The following is a 21,336-nucleotide window of genomic DNA, read 5'->3' as shown; positions in this document are numbered from 1 at the left end:
TCTATAATTACTGAGAAATGCCCAAACGTTCGCCTGCATAGGACCCATCTTTGACACGACTCCACCAGTCAACGTTTGATAAATACCACTGCACCGTTTTTCGGATACCACTTTCGAACGTTTCTTGTGGTTTCCAACCCAATTCAGTTTCAATTTTACTGGCATCAATAGCATAACGCATATCATGGCCAGGACGGTCAACAACATATGTAATCAAATCGGAATATTTTGCTACGCCATCAGGTTTAGTTGGAACCAATTCCTCAAGTAAGTTACAGATAGTGGTAACAACATCAATATTTTTACGTTCATTATGTCCCCCGATATTGTAAGTTTCTCCAACTTGGCCGTTAGTTACAACGGTGTAAAGCGCACGAGCATGATCATCCACATACAACCAATCACGAATTTGTCCACCATTACCATAAACAGGCAAAGGTTTGCCATCTAGTGCATTCAAAATAATTAGTGGGATCAATTTTTCTGGGAAATGATAAGGCCCGTAGTTGTTTGAGCAATTAGTGATCATGGTCGGCATACCATAAGTACGTAACCATGCCCTAACTAAATGATCACTGGATGCCTTAGACGCAGAGTAAGGACTACTTGGCGCATAAGGAGTTGTCTCTGTAAATAAATCATTGCTTCCATGAAGGTCACCGAAGACCTCATCTGTCGAGATATGATGAAAACGAAAGTCTTTTTTTGCAACACTATCAAGATTATTCCAATACTCTCTCGTAGACTCCAATAAAGTATAGGTCCCAAGAATATTAGTCTCAATAAAAGCAGATGGGCCATCGATTGAACGATCGACGTGACTCTCTGCAGCAAGGTGCATCACGGCATTTGGTTTATACTCACTAAAAACACGATCTAATGATATGCGATCACAAATATTTATATTTTCGAAGTGAAAACGTGAATTGTTAGATATAGTATGAAGTGATTCTAAATTACCAGCATAAGTCAAAGCATCTACAATAATAATTTCATTATCAGTTTCATTAATAATATATCTTGCTACTGCAGACCCAATAAACCCAGCACCACCGGTGATCAAAATTTTCATTACATCCTCTTTTTATAAAATAATATAATTATAAATCATTAATATGCGGATTTGTTAATAAAACCCTTGAAAATGGTTAAGAATATAATTTTAACATCTAGCCAGATACTCCAACCTCTAATATAAAGCAAGTCATACTCAATTCTTTTCTCCATTTTTTCAAGAGTATCTGTTTCTCCACGCCAACCATTTATTTGAGCAAGACCTGTAATACCAGGCTTCACTTTATGCCGTAACTTATAACCTTGAATTAGTTTCCTATATTGCTCATTATGTGCAACAGCATGAGGTCGCGGACCTACAACAGACATCTGGCCAAATAAAACATTAAAAAATTGAGGGAGTTCATCTAAAGAGGTACTTCGAAGAAATTTACCAACTGTTGTAACACGGAAGTCATTCTTTGTTGCTTGTATAACTTTATCATCATTTTCCATGACTTTCATAGAACGAAACTTCCATACCTTTATCGGCTTACCATCCATACCATATCGTATTTGACGGAAAATAACCGGCCCAGGTGATGATATTTTAACTGCACATGCGATGCAAAATAGCACTGGGGAGATTAACAAAATAATTATTAAAGAAAAGATTATATCCTCGAGCCTTTTAAAAACCATGTTAATTCCGTTCAATGGAGTATCAAAAAGCGGAACAACAGGTACACCATTAATTTCTTCTGTACGGGACTGAAGAATGTTGAATGTGAAAAGGTCTGGGATGAAAAGAACGGAACATGTCGTATCGGTTAGTTTACGAACAAGCTCTTTCATCGTATTTTCGTTACTCATACTCATAGCTATATATATACGATCTAGCTTTCCTTCCCTTGCATCCTGTACTAACATATCAAAGTTACCGATATAATCAATACCATCCTTAGATTCAAAAAATTCATCATCATAAATACCTTTTACGATAAATCCAAGCCAAGGTTCATCGGTAAAACTTTTTATTAAGTTAACACCAGCGGGCATAGATCCAGCCAAAGCAATGCGCCGTGTGTTATATCCTAACTTGCGTAAAACCCCTGATAAAAAACGAATCAATGACCGACAAGATACAAAACCTAAGGCAACAATCAAATACCATTGGAAAAAGATATCAATCCCGATCTCAAAGGTCTCTTGAAAAGAGGTTACTCCCATAGTTAATATAAGGCTCAAAGTCCAGTTTTGCAAAATCAATATTATTTCTGCTGAAAATTTCACTCCTCGCCAAGAGCGATAGAAATCTGTAATTCCGCCAATCATTTGAAAAATGACCAATACCAATAGAGCAATCATTAAAGCTTGATAATTGAACTGCATTTTGTGAAATAAACAAACCAGATATAAAGATAAAAAAATAATTATTATATCTGAAAAGCGTTGTAAAACCGAAATTAGTGAAGCATTCGCATTTGAGCGCGAACGATAATGTAATATCGCCATATTTTACTCTTTCAGACCTAAAATGGAATATATTTATATGCTGTACCGTAACCACATGCTTAGAAATTACAAGGTGTTAACTACAGAGATTGACTTGACAGTACAATTAAATTTAATGGAGATAAATTTATAAGAGAAGTCACATGTATTTCTTTGACCGCGGATGATAACCTTTACTATATGTTTTAAATGCTAACAAAGCATTATTAAAATCCAATTTCAATAATTTTTTTGCAATGACGAACAATATATCAAAAGGAGTCTTTCCATAAAACTTCGTTGTTAACGCTTGATCTATCGTTATTTCACACTTACGCCAATTCTCTTTGACTTTTTTGGTCTTCGCTAAAGAGTGTGACAATGAGGATACGACTGCAATATTGATAGTTGCCCCCTCCTTTTGAATTCGTTTAATTCTTCTAAATAAACTGAAGTCAACACCATAAAAAGCATATCTTTCATCGAATAATTTTAGATTATTATTTTTGAAACACTCAATTAATGAATTAAATATTGTAAGTCCTGAGCCAATTGAAAAAACGGTTTTCTCAGAAGACAAGACGCCTTTTGTGTCAGTTGGTTGATTGTTAATTAATGGATAGTGCACGACATCATCACTTACTGAGCGAATAACTGGTAACATTAGATCAACAGGATGGAGGTTTTTAGCTTTCTCAATTTCTACAAAATAATCGACTGGAATATTTGTATCGTCATCAAAAAGGCAATAATAGCTGTAACCACTATATTCATCTATTGCATAATTATACAACACGCTTAAGGGTCTGTTGCTTAAATCTTCTTGAACAAAAACTTTCCCATTAAATTTATTTTTTAGACCAATATAAGTTTCATCGTCTGTTTCTAGGACTCTTGGCCCATTATTGAATATCAAGAGATGCGCATCGACCTCGAGTGCATCTAATAATGAATTTAGTGTCTGAGAATTGTTGATTTTTTTATTATAAATTACTGCAATAATTAAAGCATTCATGTACTAACCTGCCATGTTTCTCAATAGACATTTTACAATGTCCCCAGCACGGGGGGTTATAAAATTGCAGATATTTTATTTAGACTTTCGAATATTCTTTTTTTAGATTCTTCTACGGTATTGAGTAGTTCAGAACGTCTACTACTATGATCATACTTTAAAGTTGACGCAATATCAGTAACCGCGATCGATTCATTATATGGATAAATACTCCATGTTTTCAAAAAAGAAACTAATTTTTTAATATCATGATTAATGCAGTAATGAGGAACTCCGAAGGACATTGCAGTAATCACCCCATGCAAACTAGTACCATAGAATGCTTCGGAGCTAGCGATCATATACATAATTTCCCATACAGAAAGATCATCATATATTGCAAGCCCAGATAACGAAGCATCTTTAACCTTCTGAAGAAAAACAACATCGTCATGTCCACTCGCATACCCAATAGGTAATAGAACTGGCTGAACATCACTAGTAGAGGCTATCAAATCTAGTTCTCGAGCCATTTCCTGATATGTAAATTGTACCTTGTAAGGACAAGCTTGAACCGTAATGATTTTTTTGGACTTGACTAAATTTTTAATTTCTAATCGCACATGATTTTCTAAGAAATCAAAATCAATTAACGATGAAACCATTAAGACAGAATCAGGGACTAATTCGGTAGGAACCATTGACGAAACAGCATTGTATGTTCTTTCATCCCTAGATGAAATATATGCTGCATTAGTTATATTTTCTTTTTGTGATGGATAAGGAATACCACCAACTGTATTATATATGACTTTGACTTTATTTTTGAAAGAATTGATTTGAGGTATATATGGATAATCCCATATGGCGCCATAATTCTGTTTTGCGATATTCTTTATAAGCTGTGGAAATAGTTTATTTCCGGCGCGGATAAGCTTTGCATGTAATGGATTTTTTTGTACATGAGTGAATAATCCGACAACATCGGCGCTAAGTACTTCACCTCCAACAACAATTAAAACAGATCCATCCTCTGCATTTAAAAATTCTGTGATTGGCAAAGTTTTTTTACATTCATACTTTGTTAAATCTGATGATTTGATAGATGCAAAAGAGATATTATAGTTTTTAACCGCATTGGCATGAAAACGTACTAAATACATTTCCATTAATATGGGCATTAAATTGTCGCCATAGTTATATCTATCAAACGCACCATACAATATTATTTCTTTTACCTTGTGTTTTGCGATCATACTAAACCTTTATTCAACAATGATTTTCTCAAGCGAAAAATAGCACCAGGGATCCATAATGCTTTGGATTTTTGATAAAATGAAATTCGTGTTTTCCTATTAGATACATCAAAAAGATAAGCTGCACAAAAATATGCAATTAAGGTCGCGTATGCGGATCCTACAATCCCATATATAGGTATTAATATATAATTCAAAGCAGCACCAACTAATAAGCCTAAAAGATTTCTAGTTAGAGCGAACATTTGCAACTTTTCATTTATATACCATCGTCCACTTGCCGAACTTAGAAAATAAAATATACTAACCCATGCGTATATTTTAATAACATCAATAGAAGAAGAATATTTCTCACCGAAGAAAAAAATAATTATATAACTAGAAACAAATGTTATGAATATTGCTAATAAGAGTCCGATTATCACAAGAGCATCATATAATAATTGCATTTTGGCATTATATACCTCTTCACCTTTCTCTTTTGATTTAATAATCTTCGGGAAAAAGGAAGAAACTATAGCAATTGGAAAAAAATACCATACCTCTATCATTTTAACAGCAACAGAATATACACCAACAGCTGTATTATCGATTAAATTCCCGATCATGATTTGATCCATTCGCATATAAAGCATCAATGCTAAACCAGAAAAAATCAAAGGCCAACTTTGTGAAAGTAGTTGTTTACATTCTTTCGAGTCAACTTTCCATTTTATTTTAGAAGTTTTCTTATAATAAATATAAAACAAGATAATTGCAACGAATAATGCTTCGATAGAAACCGTAAGAGATATTAATAAATATGAGCCTTTTAATAAAATAACTGTAATCTTAAGAGCGCAACTTATAAAGAATGCTATATTCTGTGCTATTACCGTATGCTTTGACGTTACATTTGATTCAAACCAATACTTTATAATATCACTAGATCTAAATAATACAGAAGGTAACATTATTACAACAACAAGTAGAACATCATATTCATGTGGTCGCAGTAGCAAGGTAAAAATAACTACTAAAAAGCAGGCTAGAATACTGCCAGAAATTTGTAAAAGGAAAGAACTTCCCATAATAACATCTGAATTATCAGGTTTGCTTACCAATTCTCTAACAGTAACACCATTCATCCCAAGTGATGCCACTGCAGTGAAAATAGCAATTATAGCAATGGCATAATTATATAATCCAAACTCATTCGGCCCCATATAACGAGCTAGCCAAACGCTAATTAAGAACCCGAACCCCAAGCGTATAATGCTATCACCTGATAGCCAAATCATATTCAGCAAGGGTTTGCTTCTAGTTATCGACATACATTTCTTTCCTAGTTAACCGACAAGACCAATATAGTATTCTTTATCGGGACTTTAATTATTAAATGAATATTATTTAGTTATATTATTTGTGTTTTTGAATATATCTGGTTTAACAGAAAAGTTGAATGAGCTGCCCGTAACACCTGTAAGATCACTATCAGAGACAATTAGCTTCATAGCCGAACTTTCTCCTTGACATACAATTCCATACTTAGGGGATACCTTACCACTCTTATCATCATCGCGGCCTATAACTGTTTTTATACTCCTTATCAAGGCTGACGTTCTCTCACCTGTTAACAATACATGTCCAGACTTTTCATCATTACTAATTTTTGCAGAGTTACGTCTAAATACTGAAGAGTCAATAACAACCTGAGAGCTATTCAAATATATACCATATTGTCCTGCGCGATCACTAATGCAAGAAGAAATAATATTGTTTACTGAGTTTATAAATTTAAAATTACTTCCATCATTCCATTCAACTTTTACATTTAAGAAAGTATTGTCATTTGCGCCTTTATTTAATAATATACCATCTGCCATATTCCCATTAATACTTCCACCAAATACTTTTGAGTCGACAATATTGTATACTCCAACTTTATTAGCAGAAATAACACAGTTATTTACATCTACCTTAATATACTTATTTTTATTCCCGATTGCGATTCTGAAACCGTAGAAACCACAATATAAAAAACGCAAATTAGAAAGTTTGCCTACTTCTGTGTTAGCAAACGTGACCCCATCGCTATCAAGTTTCTCATTCCCATATAGAGCTAAACCGAAAAGCGTCACATTATTATTATATTTAAATATGCATGTCCCCCCTTCAGCCATAATAATAGATGAACCACACCCTATCAACTTAGAAGATTGACTTCCCATATATGGTAATTTGGAATTCCCTATTAACCAAACGCCATCAGGTAATTCCACATCTTTGAAGCGGTATGCTCCTTTTACTGCAGGTAGATATAAAAAAGATGTATTTTGCAGCGCTTTTTTTAACGCTGCAGAATGGTCTCGATGTGGATTGTCACTATTTGCATCTTCTAATTCTTCTGGAGACATGTAATCATGTAAACTTGTCATTTTCCCAGCAATATTGCTTGGAAATAGCTGAGCTGATGTAACTGAATCAAGATCACCTTCTGTAGCTGAAAAAACTTTATTAGGTAAAACAAGCTGGGTACTAAGTAAAGATACAAACTTTAAAAAATTTCTTTTTGTAATATCCAGCATGACAATTTCCTATTAATTAGTCTTTGAAGTGATATACTTTCATACATTATGACTGCATTTGCATTATTTGTTAAATTTACCTCTGACATAATCATAGTAGAATAGCGCTATGGACAATGGATAGTAAATGAAATATCGTTTAAACAATTTTGGTTCATCATATATCCTGTAAAGCCATCTTAGATTATATTTATCAATAAGCTTTGGATAATAAACAGTTCCTTTACTCGCAGTTTGATGAATAAAACCACCACAAGTATAACCAACTCCTTCCCAACCTTTATCCTTTATATCTGTCAAAAAATAATCTTGCAAAGGAGTTCCCATTCCAACAATAATAATATCAGGATTTATTCCAGATAGTTTCTCCAAATAATCAGTGCGTTCTTCCTTTGAATTAAAAAATCCATTCCTGGATTCAATTATATCCAATTTTGGGAAATTATTTTTTATTTCCAAAATGGCTTTTTGCAGATATTTATCCTCACTACCTATGATTGCGACGGTGTTAAGATTCCGTTCAGCATGCCCGAAAACTTCTGGTGCAAGTGAAGTCATATCAAAACTAATCCTTTTAGTTTTGATACCAATAAGCCCTACCATTTTTTGGAACAAGATACCATCACAATAAATTTTATCGAAACTTTGATAGCTGTTTGCTATTTTTCGATATACATAATAGGAATAACAATTTAGAAATGTATTAATACCTTTGTTATTTTCTATATGAAATTCAGTTTGTGGTATTTTTTTGGATAATTCTTTAACCGGATTTGAATTTAGCTGCATTAATTTTAGCCTTTTTATACATCATATAAAGTGTTCGCTGCAGATTGCTAGGTATAATAATTACTATTGAATAAATTATAATTTGTTTAATATGAAGTGTTTTAATATTTAATTTAAGGAAGTTTTTGATGCTGAGTTTTTTTAAACCACTTCTTGCAGATTTCAACACAATGAATTTAAAATAAAATTTCTGATACGCTTTTTCAGTGATTCGATACCTGTTCTCTTCAAGCCAATTCAGAGAATACTGAAATGACTCTCCCTTTTCATTTGGTCTTTCTTTAGAATTCCAGAATATTTTAGTACCAATAAAATCAGCATATTCTACCATCATTTTCTTATCATCAAACGTTAAGCATAGATCATAGTCTTGGTGTCGAATATATTTTTCATTGAAACCACTATCTTCAAAGAAACTTCTTTTAATAGTTAGTGTTGATGTCTGCATATATTCATCACTAACAAATAAATACTCAGATATTTTTTCATCTGGTTTTTTGGGCCTATGTGGTACTACATCTTCAATCTTTTCATCAAAATAGACTATAGCTTTATTATAATAAACATCAGCCTTACTACCTATTTTATCTACTAGTAACTGAAGTTTGTTATTTGTAAATGCATCATCAGAGTCAAGTAAGCATACCCATTCAGTTTGAGCTAACCTGGCGCCTTGATTACGTGTTGCTGCAGCATTACTTTTAAAGGAGTTTTTTACTAAAAAAATTTTATCATCGCTAAAAATTTTCAATGCATTTTCAATATCTTCAATGTTTTCACTTTTATCGTCCACAATTATTATTTGATGAACTAATGAATCATAATTTTCTTGTTCTCTAATGCTATCAATAGCTCTTATTAACTCATTAATTCTTTTATAATTCGGTATTACTATAGTAAATGGTTCCTTGACATTTTCTTTAAGTTGTTCCATTTGTTACCCTATAATTTTTTTCAGCACCGATAAAGAAAACTAATGCTAATGATACATAAACATTATTTAATGACGAAACTGACATTGCGGTAGCCATTAAGATAGCGATAATACAAAATTTATTTTTTAGGGAGAATTTATTCAAAAATAAATTTAAAACTATTAAGAGTACGACAAATCCAAAAATACCATGATCATATATAACGCGAAGTAAAAATGAATGTAATATTACGGAATAGCATTTCCCATCACCAGCATAACTGAAAAGAAGGTGATAATATGATAAATTTCCACATGATATGGCAGATAATGGAGTCAATGCCGTAGAGCCTGTAAAAAACTTCCACCAAGGCCACTCAGATGTTGATGAAAGAAACTCCAAAAAAAATCTATATCTATCGATCTGTTCGTAGGAACTACCACCAGAATCTTCTAACCGCGCCTGAAATATCATATAAACCCCTAGTACCGCTAGTGGCACCAAAGTCATCATTACTATTTTTTTAATATCTAATCGACGGTCAAACGAAAATAGAATAGCTATCATCATTGCAATCAATGAGGAGCGAGAGCCAGAAATTATACAAACCACAAGCATAAGTAGAGTGTTTATTATATTTGCATCTTTTTTTATTATATTTACATAGTAATAAAGCAGTATCAGTAATATCAGTTCGAAGTTATTCTCTATAAGTACTGTTGGTCTATCAATTTTCAATGCGAATTTATCAAAACTATATTTAACGATAAAAACAAATAAAAGAAACTTAAAAAGCCTTTCCACGACCTTTTCTGAGAAAATCGCTTTCTTATAAAAAACGCCAAGTAGTATGAAGTAATAGTAAGATTTATATGCCTGAATAAAATCCAACAAATTGGCATGCGTTATCAGTGTTACTGTAACGAAAGAATAAAAGAGATAAATTAAAAAAGCATTTGAAATAAACATTGCACTTTTGTTTATTCCAGTTGTAATTAAAGCCAGCGCGGAGGACAGCAAGAAAATAACTTCAAGCAATCCTGTTTCAGAAATTGGTAACAATTTTGCTGTATATGTTGCACCTAAAACACTCAGAATCACAATACTCCATATTGTGAAGCTCTCGCATTTATTTGTAGTTCCAAAACCATTGACCAACATGAAATCATCTCATTTTTAGTAAAGGTAATGCCAGCCATTTCTGGCTGACATTTCGAACCTACATTTACTTATTTTTATCAGTGTAGTCATATGTATAATTAGTATATCCATACGCGTAATAGTTAGTTGCGCGTTTAACTACAGCATTAAGAATTACACCTTTGACACTAACATTATTCATTTCGAAACGTTTTATTGCTGCCACAACCTCAGGTAAAGTATTTACCTCATGTCTGATAACCATTAATGTCGTACCTGCACATCTGGATATTATTGTTGGATCCGTTACAGCAAGAACTGGTGGCGTATCTACAATCACGAGATCATAATTTTTAGAAGCCCATTCAATTAGTTCTTCGAGATTTCCACGCATCAACAATTCTGCTGGGTTAGGCGGATTTGTTCCCCTGCTGATAAAATCAAATTGACCAGAATCTACTCTTTTAACAACACGCTTTATATCTGCAGAACCGGATAAATATTCAGATAAGCCAATATCATTTGGTAAACCGAATATCTTATGAGCGTATCCTTTGCGCAAATCGGCATCTATAAAAATGACCTTTCGATCTCCTTGAGCCATAACAGCAGCAAGGTTACTACTTACGAATGTTTTACCAGCATTCGGACTCGCACCAGAGATCATTAATACATTATTTACAGCATCTAGCATAGCAAAATGGAGGCTCGTTCTAAGGCTCCTTATTGCTTCGATCGCTAAATCAGCCGGATTTTCAACCGCCAATAAACCATAAGCTTTATGATGATGCGCTTTATTAATACCTAGTTTCCCAGCATTGTCGCTATTTTTATATAACCAATCAGAAATTGGGACACTTGCATAGACATTAATGCCATTTTCTTCTAATTGGGCAGGTGAATCAATGCCCTTTCTTAGTAAGATACGGAGAAGAATAATCCACCCAGATACAAAGAAGCCTGCAATTATTCCAATTGCGATAATCGCAATTTTTTGAGGTTTAACTGCTGTTGGTTCAGTCACTGCAGGGTCAATAATCCGTACGTTACCGATTGCACTTGATTTTGCGATACTAAGCTCTTGTTGTCTATTTAACAATTGCATATATACGGCTTGACCAGATTCTACATCGCGACTTAATCGCAAAATCTCCTGTTGTGTTTCGGGCATTGAAGCTACACGTTTATTTAGCCGAGCTCTCTCTTGATTTAGTGTTTCTCTTTTTTCAACTAATGCTTTATATGTCGGATGTTCTTTCGTATAAAGCTGTGATATTTCTGCTTCACGGAAAACTAACTCATTTAACTGATTGTCAACGTTGACAACTTGATCCAAGACTGATTTTGCTTCTAAAGATAAGTCTACAGAATCTTTCTTTTGCCTATAAGCATTTAGTATATTTTCAGCTTTATCTAGATCATTGCGAACTTTTGGTAATTGCTTACCCAAAAATTCAAGACTTTTGGCATCTTGTGCCGCTTGTCTATCAATATTCTGCTCCAGATAATTTTTACTAATGCTGTCCAAAATCCTTTTAATTAAAATTGGATCCTCACCAGTAAGTGTGAGGCTAAGCATCCCTGTATCTCTGCCTTGATCCTCAACTTTAAATGAGTTCTGGATATTATTGATTGCGTCCAATTTACTCAAATATGTGATTTCAAATACACTTCCAGGTAAAGCATCAATACTGTTAACCTTAATAGATAAATTTCCATTATCTATTAACTCTCCAACATTTCCTTTTATTTCTTCAGCATCATTTGTAATCATGAATGATTTGTTATCAATAACTTCCAATTCAATTTTAGGATGATTCTTATTCAAAGAAATCAGATTGAAATTGCTTACTGAAATACGTCCATCAGATCCTCCTGAGATTCTACTCAGACCTTTCCCAAATAATGGGAAATGCTTTTCCTCAATTTGTGCCTGCAGATTCAGATCATCAACTGTTTTCCCTAGAATCATACGAGATAAAAGCAGTGATATTTCTGGGTCTGACTTAGGCTGGGTTGTTGGCAATGCTTGGGTCAAGCTATCAAGGATAGCATTTCCTTGCTTTTGCTCAACCTGCACTAATGCGTTAGCCTGGTATACTGGTGTTGCAAAAAGCACGTATACCAACGAAATCGTCGCAAAGATTGCCACGACACTGATAATTAATTTACGATGATCTATAACTTCACCAACTAGTCTACCGATATCAATTTCAGTTTTCTGTTGGGTTGTATTTTTTATCGGCGTTTCAGAAGGCATGCACGAAATTCCTAAAGAGTTAACTGTTCAGTTTTTGTACCCAAAGTTTGCAACTCTGCTCAATTAGCTGATATACAAACTCGAATGCTTCTTTGCTTTGTCTGTAAGGATCGGGAATTTCTTTTTGATCAATCCAATGACCTAAAAGCAATGTTTTCCCACGAACCTCTGGTGCAATCCTGTTCAATTGTTCTATATGAGACTTATCCATGACTAATATCAGGTCATACTCTCTCGCCATTTTCGAACTAAATTGCTGCCCTTTATGCCCGCTTAATGACAACCCGTGCTCTTCTGCAATTGCAATGGCTGAGGAATCGGCAGAATGATTGACTAGTGCACCGACACCGGCTGAATCGACCTTCTTTCCAACCAACTGCTTGCGCAGCAGTCGCTCCGCTATTGGAGACCGGCACACATTTCCAGTACATACAACAAGGATAGAGTTGAACATATTATGGCCACGTTTTGATGTAACGGGTGGTTTCAGTTATATCATGGACACCAGTAATTGTCGGTACTAACTGGGTCATTACTCGGTTCCAACGTACGAGTGGGGCTGTTGTGACATAGACAATATCATAAGGTTGTAGCGCAAATTCAGTCCCTAATACCATAGCAGAGGCATCTTGAGCATTGAGCTGGTAGATATTCGCAATCTTGCCTTGTTTATCCCCTTTTAATTGGCGGATAACAAATACACCTGTTGCATCACTCATTGCCTGAGATATCCCTTCCGCATTCCCTATAGCTTCAGCAAGAGTCATACCACTACGGTCCATTTTCATAGTGCTCTGTTTACCAACCTCACCCATCACAAATATCTTCAGATCATCATTGCGTGGTACAAACAAAATATCACCTGGATATAGCAAATGGTTTTGGGTTAAATCCCCTTTTTGCATCAATGCATATAATGAAATTTTTGTGTCTTTACCATTATGAGTGAGAACAACATTGCGCCAGTCAGCATCAGGTGCAAGACCACCTGCGCTATTAACTGCATCCATAACTGTCAAAGGTATATTTGTAATTGCCTGTTGGCCAGATTTTGTTACTTCACCTGTCACATAAACTTTTTGCGAACGAAATGCAGCAATACTGACATCAACCTGAGGACTTTCAATGTACGTAGTCAAGCGACTAGCAATTATTTGCCTTACTTCAGCCAAAGTTTTACCTACAACCTGGACTTTGCCTATATAAGGATAGAAGATTGTCCCATCAGAATTAACCCAGTTGCCGGTATCGCTTGCGCTGCGATACTGTCCTGCGGGCGTAGTCAACTCTGGGTGATCCCAAACGGTTACCATCAGTACATCGCCGACGCCAATTCGATACTCATAGCTTCTCAGCAGGTTATCTAACTGTGGGTTGGAACGCGCCATTACCGTTTCTGGCCGTAGTTGGTCGATTAGGCCCGGCGTCATAGGATAAACGTTAACTAACTTATCCAGATCGTAATCGCTATCCGGTAGTTCAACCACATTTTTGCGCAGGCTATTTAATCCCTGGCCAGGAAGGATAGTACAACCCGCTAAAAACCCAATTGCCAATGCTAATGCCGAAAATCTAACAATTTTTTTCTTCATAATGTCACATCATCAGTAAACCAAAATTTGTTAATACCTGAACCGCTTTCAATTCGTCAGTTTATTTCATACCGACTTTAGGAAGAAAACATCTCTTTCCCTTTAAAATTCGCAGCATTCAGCCTATAAACTAAACGGGATTTCGATCCCTGCACTTGCACCTACATCATCGCTGTCACTATGTTCAGCGTCGGTATACCAGAGTGAAGTATTCAGGCGCACCGTCTTATATACATCCCCACTCCATCCTAACTGTACACCTTTCAATGTATCTGAGTGTGGAAACGCCTTATTAATCGATTGATTCTCGGGATTAACCTTCGCGAAGACTAAGCGCGTACTCCAGCGCTGGTTATCTTCTGTAACCAGTTCTACTTTTCCGGCAAACAACTGTCCATCACCGCCCATTGCATCACCCAGCGGATAGCCCTGCTGATAGTAGCCGTCTCTATAAATATGGTGGGTATAAACATAATTTGTACGGCTCATATTAGAGCGGGTATCGTGCGCTTCTACGTACCAGTTAACAGCATCTTTACCCCAACCATGATGCCCTTCAACACCACCGAGGAAGGTGTTTGCTGAAGGTAAAAAGCCAGCCTCATCTTCACCGATCATCTGTCCGTAGAAACTTACCGGCCAACCTAACGTTGGTTCAAGCTTGAACTTGAAATCAAAGCCTGCCAGCTGATTCCCCGGCTCATTCGCCGTGCCTGTATTATCCTGCCCGGTGAAGCCATCCCAGAAGCTGCTGAAAGACTGCGGCCGCCCTTCCCCACCCCACTGCATAATGCGTGACGCACCCAGTTCAAGCGACTGGAACGGCGTGAAGGTCAACCGGCCACCGATGATCTTGGTGTGCGGTACTGCGGTATATTGATTCATCTGGCTGGCAGAGATCTGATACTGCCACGGGCCAATCCAGCGCAGCCACCAGGTTTCCGGTGCGGCCTGCTCGGCACGCTGCATTAAAAAGCCGGTCATCGGCCTGGCGGCGTCGCCGCGGATCAGGCTGCCTTCATAACCAGGGCCCCACCACTGCTGGACCTGGCCAAACGACAGCCACTGGTTCCAGAACTTCACGGCGCCATAGGCACCATTCGCATTAAAGCGAGAGCCGTTGCTGATACGCTCTCCGCCTTCAACATTTCCCTGGAGATGAACGTCCCACCATTCGCCGCTATTATTGAAGGCCAACGAGAGCGAGTTATCCGCGGGCTGGCTTTGGCCAAAGCCCTGCGGCGTTCCGGGCTGATCTGTCGAGGTATAGCCGCTGACACGGAAATCAGCTTTCAGGGAAGAGAGGCGTTCGTTAATGCGCGCCAGGACAACCTGCTCTGACGAATAGGAGGGCTTTGCCTTCTTCAATGCGCGGGTAATCTCTTCCTGACTCAGAGGCCATGTTGAAAGGCTAAGCTGGATAACGCCCCGGTCGGATAGCCACGACAGGTCGTTACGCAGCTCGTTATCATTCGTCACCAGACCAGCGGCAAAAACCGGCGAGCTCACCGAGGTAAGCAGCCCGAGAGCAAGTGCGATACGCGCAATTTTCATCATTATACAAGATCCATTTTTTTAGCCCCACCGGCAAACAGACATAGTTGCGGGGAATGTAGGTATTGAGAGCGTACTCTGACGCCAGCCTTCAGTATGTTTGTGTCACATCTATACTGCAGCAACGGTCACCGGGGAGCGATAGAGTGAATCATCGGTGAAACGTCGCCGCCTCAGCGGTTGATAATCGTTCATATCGCATATAATGCAAGCAAAAAACGCGCGTAGCGTTATCAAGAACTATTCTTTGCTGGGTTTTGCCTTGGCTGGCACGTTGCTGCAGATCGCACCGGCTATTCTCTGAAAGCGACTCAGTATATACGGGCCGTTACGTTATTCACCTGCCGAGACAGGTTTTAGGAATTTCGAACGCCTGAAGAAGGCCTTGCTGAAAGGATTCGAGTACTTTCGGAAACGCTACCGCCCTTGGCTTAACAGCTACCAATGCACTGTACTTCCTTTTTAAGCCAAATGACCGACTTCATGTCTGTCGAATAACTAATCACTTACTATAATTTTAGCGGCATCAAGTTTACGAGATTCTGCCGTCAAATGGGAGAGCAAATGAAAATTATTCACTCATTAAAACCCATCTACCTTGATGCTAAATCTAAACACACGCTTAGCATTAAGCTTATTCAGTAGCATCCTAAAATTTAGTCCCTTAACATTCGCCGTAGACGATAAAACAACGCAACTCATTGTTTTAAAACGCTTTACCTAACTGTTAGCGCGAATGAATTCATTCACTATCCGCTCCGGTCAACTACAAAATCTAATAGATCTAGTTTGATGATTATACTTGACAAACTTAATTTAAAATCAGACGTTAATCTTATCGCTCTATTTAGGAATCATCTCACAAGCATTATAAAAATCATGGATATTGCACAGGATGTAGTAGCAGTTATTTATTTCACGAAGATGAATCCGCTTAAGCCCGCTAAATCAATCTGCAGCTATCCTGACGCTATCGCTGTGTCCGGGATATTTAGCGATGCCCGTAAGCTCAACGCCTGTCTTCGGTGCGATCAATAAAAGTACTTATGCAGATCCGCGCGGGTAAAGGGCTTTTCCAGCGGGCCAATCTTCACCGCAATCTCACCCAGTAAGGACTGGGTGGGCGCCTTTACGCCAGTGTTAAGCAGCAGGACGGGGATCATCATTACGCTGAACACCCCGCTCCAAGAAAGCTGTACATTCTCCGCCCGCAATGTCCGCGATTGCAGCAGGAGGAACAATGCGCTGCCGCTCGCACCAAGCAGCAGGCCTGCGACCACTTCCGAGGTGGAGTGGGCGTGAATCATTAATCTGGAGTACCCCACCAGCGCCGCAAGGGCATAGCCCACTACGACGGCGGCGCGACGCACTCCTGTTGTAGCGCGAGAGAAAAGAAGCCATAAGAATATCGGCCAAAATGCGGCTGACAGAGCGGTATGTCCGCTAAAACCGGTAAAGTCGAGTTCCCGAATTCCGATGCCCCAGCCCATAAAGGCCAGTTTAGATGCGCTAACGATTGCGCCAGTGATACCGAACAAGAGTGCCCAGTGACAGGCCACCTGCCGGGATGGAGCCCGCAGGAACAACACAATCAACAGTACCGCCGCGCTAGGTAACAGCACGGTGCTATCGCCAAAAAAGGAGACAAATTGCCAGCTCATTTACTTTTCATCCTTTGACGATATCTCCTGTTCATAGCGTTTTTCCACGATGTTTATGTGGGCATGCATACCCATAAACTTCACATTTTTATGCATGCATAACCGTTGTTTAATGCGTAAGTATGATCTCAGTCAAGTTTTATTTTTTTATGTTCGCCGTGACTACGCATCTGTTTTAAGAATAATCCTACTAAGTAGTTCTTCATTAAGATTAAATTCTGCTCGTCTGACCATTACGCAGTCTTGCCGTTATCCGCGCACAATCTGTTCCACAGGGCTTATTTCGCATAAATTCAGTGAAATGCTTATCTAAAACCGCTAACACATTGATTATTTATGTTTTTTAGATAAATATTTCTTTCAGGCTAAAGACTATCTAACCGGCTACAGAAGCATCGAGGGATTTACCTTCTTAATTTTGCTTCCGTAGCCCGCTATTTTTACGCTGCCGCCTTCACGCTGTTAGGCCAGCAGCTTCTTAATGCTCTCGCGGAATTTGTTACCTTCTTTATGGTTACGCAGTCCGTAATTAACGAATGCCTGCATATAGCCCATCTTCTTACCGCAATCGTAGCTCTCGCCGGTCATCAGCATAGCGTCGACGGACTGCTTTTTCGCCAGCTCTGCGATGGCATCCGTTAACTGAATACGGCCCCATGCGCCCGGCTCAGCGCGCTCCAGTTCACTCCACACGTCGGCGGAAAGAACGTAACGGCCTACGGCCATCAGGTCGGAGTCGAGGGTCTGCGGCTCATCCGGCTTCTCGATAAACTCGACAATGCGGCCGATTTGCCCTTCTGTCTCCAGCGGCTCACGGGTCTGAATTACCGAATACTCAGCCAGATCGCCGGGCATTCTCTTCGCCAGAACCTGGCTACGCCCCGTTTCATTAAAGCGGGCAACCATCGCCGCAAGGTTGTAGCGCAGCGGATCGGCGCTGGCATCGTCTAATACGATATCCGGCAGCACGACAACAAACGGGTTATCGCCAACAATCGGGCGCGCACAAAGGATAGAGTGGCCTAAACCAAGCTGCTGCCCCTGACGTACGTTCATTATGGTGACGCCCGGCGGACAAATAGCCTGCACTTCGGCCAGCAGCTGGCGCTTCACGCGCTGTTCAAGCAGCGCTTCCAGCTCGTAGGAGGTATCAAAATGGTTTTCAACTGCATTCTTGGATGAATGGGTAACCAGCACAATTTCCTTGATGCCGGCGGCAACAATTTCGTCAACGATGTACTGAACCATAGGTTTATCGACGATCGGCAGCATCTCTTTGGGGATCGCCTTAGTTGCCGGTAACATATGCATACCTAACCCTGCTACCGGAATAACCGCTTTCAAACTCGCCATTCTCATATCCATCCGTAAGTTATAGATCTTTTTATGCCTGTCAGACCGCATGTATCAACGGCATTTATTGCTGATAATACAGGTTTGCGACCGGCCCGACTTCCCGTCAAATTCTGAATTTACGCGTTTAACCAGAGAATACACTTAAAGTACGATGGCCGACAGGCCGATTTAAGAAAATTCTTATGCCATTTATTTCGTTGGATCGCAATGCGCGCTCATCGTGATGCACCCTACTTATCCTTCCATCTCCACTCATAAGATTAAGCTATATATCAGTAAACGCAAAATAACACCAAGTGGTTGATATAAAACAATATTTTATAATCAAGGTGCGCAGAAGCCGCTCGCTGAATAGCGCTCAGCGCTGCGTTAAAATGAGCGTGAAGTTGAGATATTTTGAAATATTCACCCTATACCTGACCAGACAATACGCCTCCAGTCACCATATAAATCTACCAATATCCTCATATATAAACGGATATATCACAAGCCACGCGAATAGGTAGTAGGAAAAACTATTCAACGCCCTGATGTAGTAAAATAGCTGCCTGCACCTCGTACCGCGACACCAGCTATCGCGCTGACGATAGCCGGCAGTGAGCCGCGATATAACGCCGCTGGCGCTCAGAGCCACAATAAGCCCTCTCCCGGCGGCACCCCTGATTTCAATCGCTTATAAATCGATTAATTCGCATAAATATAAGTCATAACGTTTATATTTCACCCGCTGGAATATTCATCACGATTACTTTTATTTGTCTCCGACCTCAGTGGCGGCGGGGTCTGAAGGACCGTATACGACATAATTCGAGTTGCAATTTAGCAGTCGCTTATCCATGATCGACGTATGGCACGCTTATGTTGTAAAGGTTTTAACGAATGATGGAATGGATTGCCGACCCCTCAATCTGGGCCGGTCTGGTAACGCTTGTCGTTATTGAACTGGTGCTCGGGATTGATAACCTGGTGTTTATCGCGATTCTTGCCGAAAAACTTCCCCCCGCTCAGCGCGACCGCGCCCGCGTCATTGGCCTGCTGTTGGCCATGCTGATGCGCCTGCTGCTGCTGGCATCGATATCCTGGCTAGTCACCCTGACAAAGCCGCTGCTGACCTATCATGACCTGAGCTTCAGCGCGCGCGACCTGATCATGCTGTTTGGCGGGCTATTTTTACTGTTTAAAGCCACGGTTGAGCTTAACGAACGCCTCGAAGGCAAGGACAGCGATAATCCCGTTCAACGCAAAGGCGCGCGGTTCTGGGGCGTAGTGACGCAGATTGTGGTGCTGGACGCCATATTCTCGCTCGACTCGGTGATTACCGCGGTCGGCATGGTCGATCATCTGGCGGTAATGATGGCGGCGGTGGTTATCGCCATAAGCCTGATGCTGCTTGCCAGCAAAGCGTTGACCCGCTTCGTTAACAGCCACCCGACTATCGTTATCCTGTGTCTCAGCTTCCTGTTAATGATCGGCTTTAGCCTCATCGCCGAAGGATTTGGCTTCCCAATCCCGAAAGGTTATCTGTACGCGGCGATCGGTTTCTCGGTGATCATTGAGTCGCTCAACCAGCTGGCACTGTTCAATCGCCGCCGTTTCCTCTCGGCCAATCTGACGCTTCGCCAGCGCACCACGGAAGCGGTGATGAGCCTGCTGAGCGGGCATAAGGAAAACGCCGAGCTGAATACCGACAACGCGGCGCTCATTGTCAATCAGCAGGACGGCCCGCTGTTCAACCCCCAGGAGCGGCGGATGATTGAGCGGGTGCTTAACCTCAACCAGCGCACCGTCAGCAGCATTATGACCTCACGCCATGATATCGAGCATATCGATATGAGCGCGCCGGAAGCTGAAATCCGCGCGCTGCTGGAGAAAAACCAGCATACCCGGCTGGTGGTCACCGGCGGGGAAGATGACGAAGACCTGCTCGGCGTGGTGCACGTTATCGACCTGCTGCAGCAGTCCCTGCGCAACGAGCCGCTCAACCTGCGCGTTCTGCTGCGCCAGCCGCTGGTGTTCCCCGAAACGCTGCCGCTGCTTCCCGCCCTCGAGCAGTTTCGTCATGCCCGCACCCACTTTGCCTTCGTGGTCGATGAATTCGGCTCCGTTGAGGGGCTGGTGACGCTGAGCGACGTGATGGAAACGATTGCCGGTAATCTGCCGAACGAGGCGGAAGAGATTGACGCCCGCCACGATATTACCCGGGCCCCTGACGGCAGTTGGACGGTCAACGGCCATATGCCGCTCGAAGATTTAGTCCAGTACGTTCCCCTGCCGATCGATGATAAGCGCGAATATCACACCATCGCCGGCCTGCTGATGGAATATCTCCAGCATGTGCCTGAAGCAGGGGAAGAGGTTAAGATTGGCGATTATATTCTGCGCACCCTGCAGGTTGAAAGCCACCGGGTGCAGAAGGTACAGATAATCCCACCGCCGGTGCATGACGATGAGCTGAATTACGAAGTGTAATTGCCCGTAGCCACCAGATACTCCCCGGTCGCGCTGTGCTTACCGGGGCTACGAAGCGTATGCGATCGCGTAGCCCGGATAAGGCGCTTGCGCCGCTATCCGGGAAAGCCCCTGGTGATAACCGTTAAACCCGCATTCAGCATCTGGCCTGCTTCTGCTTCCCCCGGCCGCGCTGCGCTTACCGGGGCTACGAAGCGTATGCGATCGCGTAGCCCGGATAAGGCGCTTGCGCCGCTATCCGGGACAGCCCCTGGTGATAACCGTTAAACCCGCGTTCAGCATATAGCCCGCGTCCCC

Annotated in this window: 16 protein-coding genes; 1 reads left to right on the top strand and 15 read right to left on the bottom strand. The window is 40.3% G+C overall.

Annotated elements, in window-relative coordinates:
* Positions 1 to 7: 7 nt before the first annotated feature.
* From rfbB to galF, 15 genes are all read right to left on the bottom strand, one after another.
* Positions 8 to 1,072: a dTDP-glucose 4,6-dehydratase gene (rfbB, locus tag RTE01_RS06265; RefSeq protein ID WP_134526989.1), complete on the bottom strand. Its 1,065-nt coding sequence runs from the start codon at positions 1,070 to 1,072 to the stop codon at positions 8 to 10.
* 38 nt (positions 1,073 to 1,110) lie between these two features.
* The gene (wcaJ, locus tag RTE01_RS06260) at positions 1,111 to 2,508 is read right to left on the bottom strand and encodes an undecaprenyl-phosphate glucose phosphotransferase (RefSeq protein WP_141334817.1); all 1,398 of its coding nucleotides are present in this window, start codon (positions 2,506 to 2,508) and stop codon (positions 1,111 to 1,113) included.
* A gap of 139 nt (positions 2,509 to 2,647) precedes the next feature.
* Entirely contained in the window at positions 2,648 to 3,502 is an 855-nt protein-coding gene (locus RTE01_RS06255; RefSeq protein WP_141334815.1) for a glycosyltransferase family 2 protein, read from the bottom strand.
* 56 nt (positions 3,503 to 3,558) lie between these two features.
* The gene (locus tag RTE01_RS06250; protein WP_141334813.1) at positions 3,559 to 4,737 is read right to left on the bottom strand and encodes a polysaccharide pyruvyl transferase family protein; all 1,179 of its coding nucleotides are present in this window, start codon (positions 4,735 to 4,737) and stop codon (positions 3,559 to 3,561) included.
* Positions 4,734 to 6,050 (bottom strand): flippase, encoded by a 1,317-nt coding sequence (locus RTE01_RS06245; protein ID WP_134526995.1) that lies wholly within the window; start codon positions 6,048 to 6,050, stop codon positions 4,734 to 4,736. Before RTE01_RS06245 ends, RTE01_RS06250 begins: the two co-directional genes overlap by 4 nt.
* A gap of 72 nt (positions 6,051 to 6,122) precedes the next feature.
* Positions 6,123 to 7,304: a right-handed parallel beta-helix repeat-containing protein gene (locus RTE01_RS06240; RefSeq protein WP_134527000.1), complete on the bottom strand. Its 1,182-nt coding sequence runs from the start codon at positions 7,302 to 7,304 to the stop codon at positions 6,123 to 6,125.
* Positions 7,305 to 7,367: 63 nt separating this feature from the next.
* Entirely contained in the window at positions 7,368 to 8,093 is a 726-nt protein-coding gene (locus RTE01_RS06235) for a WecB/TagA/CpsF family glycosyltransferase (RefSeq protein WP_134527003.1), read from the bottom strand.
* The gene (locus RTE01_RS06230; protein WP_134527006.1) at positions 8,068 to 9,027 is read right to left on the bottom strand and encodes a glycosyltransferase family 2 protein; all 960 of its coding nucleotides are present in this window, start codon (positions 9,025 to 9,027) and stop codon (positions 8,068 to 8,070) included. Before RTE01_RS06230 ends, RTE01_RS06235 begins: the two co-directional genes overlap by 26 nt.
* On the bottom strand, positions 9,014 to 10,168 hold the full coding sequence (locus tag RTE01_RS06225) for an O-antigen ligase family protein (RefSeq protein WP_134527009.1): 1,155 nt from the start codon (positions 10,166 to 10,168) through the stop codon (positions 9,014 to 9,016). Before RTE01_RS06225 ends, RTE01_RS06230 begins: the two co-directional genes overlap by 14 nt.
* Before the next feature lie 64 nt (positions 10,169 to 10,232).
* Positions 10,233 to 12,407 carry a polysaccharide biosynthesis tyrosine autokinase gene (locus RTE01_RS06220; protein WP_134527012.1) on the bottom strand — a complete coding sequence of 725 codons (2,175 nt, stop codon included), beginning with the start codon at positions 12,405 to 12,407 and terminating at the stop codon, positions 10,233 to 10,235.
* Between the two features lie 19 nt (positions 12,408 to 12,426).
* Positions 12,427 to 12,861 carry an arsenate reductase/protein-tyrosine-phosphatase family protein gene (locus RTE01_RS06215; protein WP_134527015.1) on the bottom strand — a complete coding sequence of 145 codons (435 nt, stop codon included), beginning with the start codon at positions 12,859 to 12,861 and terminating at the stop codon, positions 12,427 to 12,429.
* A 1-nt stretch (position 12,862) separates the two neighbouring features.
* Complete coding sequence (locus tag RTE01_RS06210; protein ID WP_134527020.1) at positions 12,863 to 13,999, bottom strand: polysaccharide export protein; 1,137 nt, start codon at positions 13,997 to 13,999, stop codon at positions 12,863 to 12,865.
* Positions 14,000 to 14,122: 123 nt separating this feature from the next.
* Positions 14,123 to 15,556 carry a capsule assembly Wzi family protein gene (locus RTE01_RS06205; RefSeq protein WP_134527022.1) on the bottom strand — a complete coding sequence of 478 codons (1,434 nt, stop codon included), beginning with the start codon at positions 15,554 to 15,556 and terminating at the stop codon, positions 14,123 to 14,125.
* Positions 15,557 to 16,584: 1,028 nt separating this feature from the next.
* The gene (locus RTE01_RS06200; protein WP_134527025.1) at positions 16,585 to 17,214 is read right to left on the bottom strand and encodes a phosphatase PAP2 family protein; all 630 of its coding nucleotides are present in this window, start codon (positions 17,212 to 17,214) and stop codon (positions 16,585 to 16,587) included.
* A 462-nt stretch (positions 17,215 to 17,676) separates the two neighbouring features.
* Complete coding sequence (gene galF, locus RTE01_RS06195) at positions 17,677 to 18,567, bottom strand: UTP--glucose-1-phosphate uridylyltransferase GalF (protein ID WP_041146393.1); 891 nt, start codon at positions 18,565 to 18,567, stop codon at positions 17,677 to 17,679.
* Positions 18,568 to 19,452: 885 nt separating this feature from the next.
* On the opposite strand from galF, the gene RTE01_RS06190 reads away from it, so the two are divergent.
* On the top strand, positions 19,453 to 21,039 hold the full coding sequence (locus RTE01_RS06190; protein WP_134528574.1) for a TerC family protein: 1,587 nt from the start codon (positions 19,453 to 19,455) through the stop codon (positions 21,037 to 21,039).
* Positions 21,040 to 21,336: the final 297 nt, after the last annotated feature.

Source organism: Klebsiella terrigena, from assembly GCF_006539725.1.
In the GTDB taxonomy this organism is placed as follows: Bacteria; Pseudomonadota; Gammaproteobacteria; order Enterobacterales; family Enterobacteriaceae; genus Klebsiella; species Klebsiella terrigena.
This window is presented reverse-complemented; position numbering and strand designations above follow the sequence as displayed.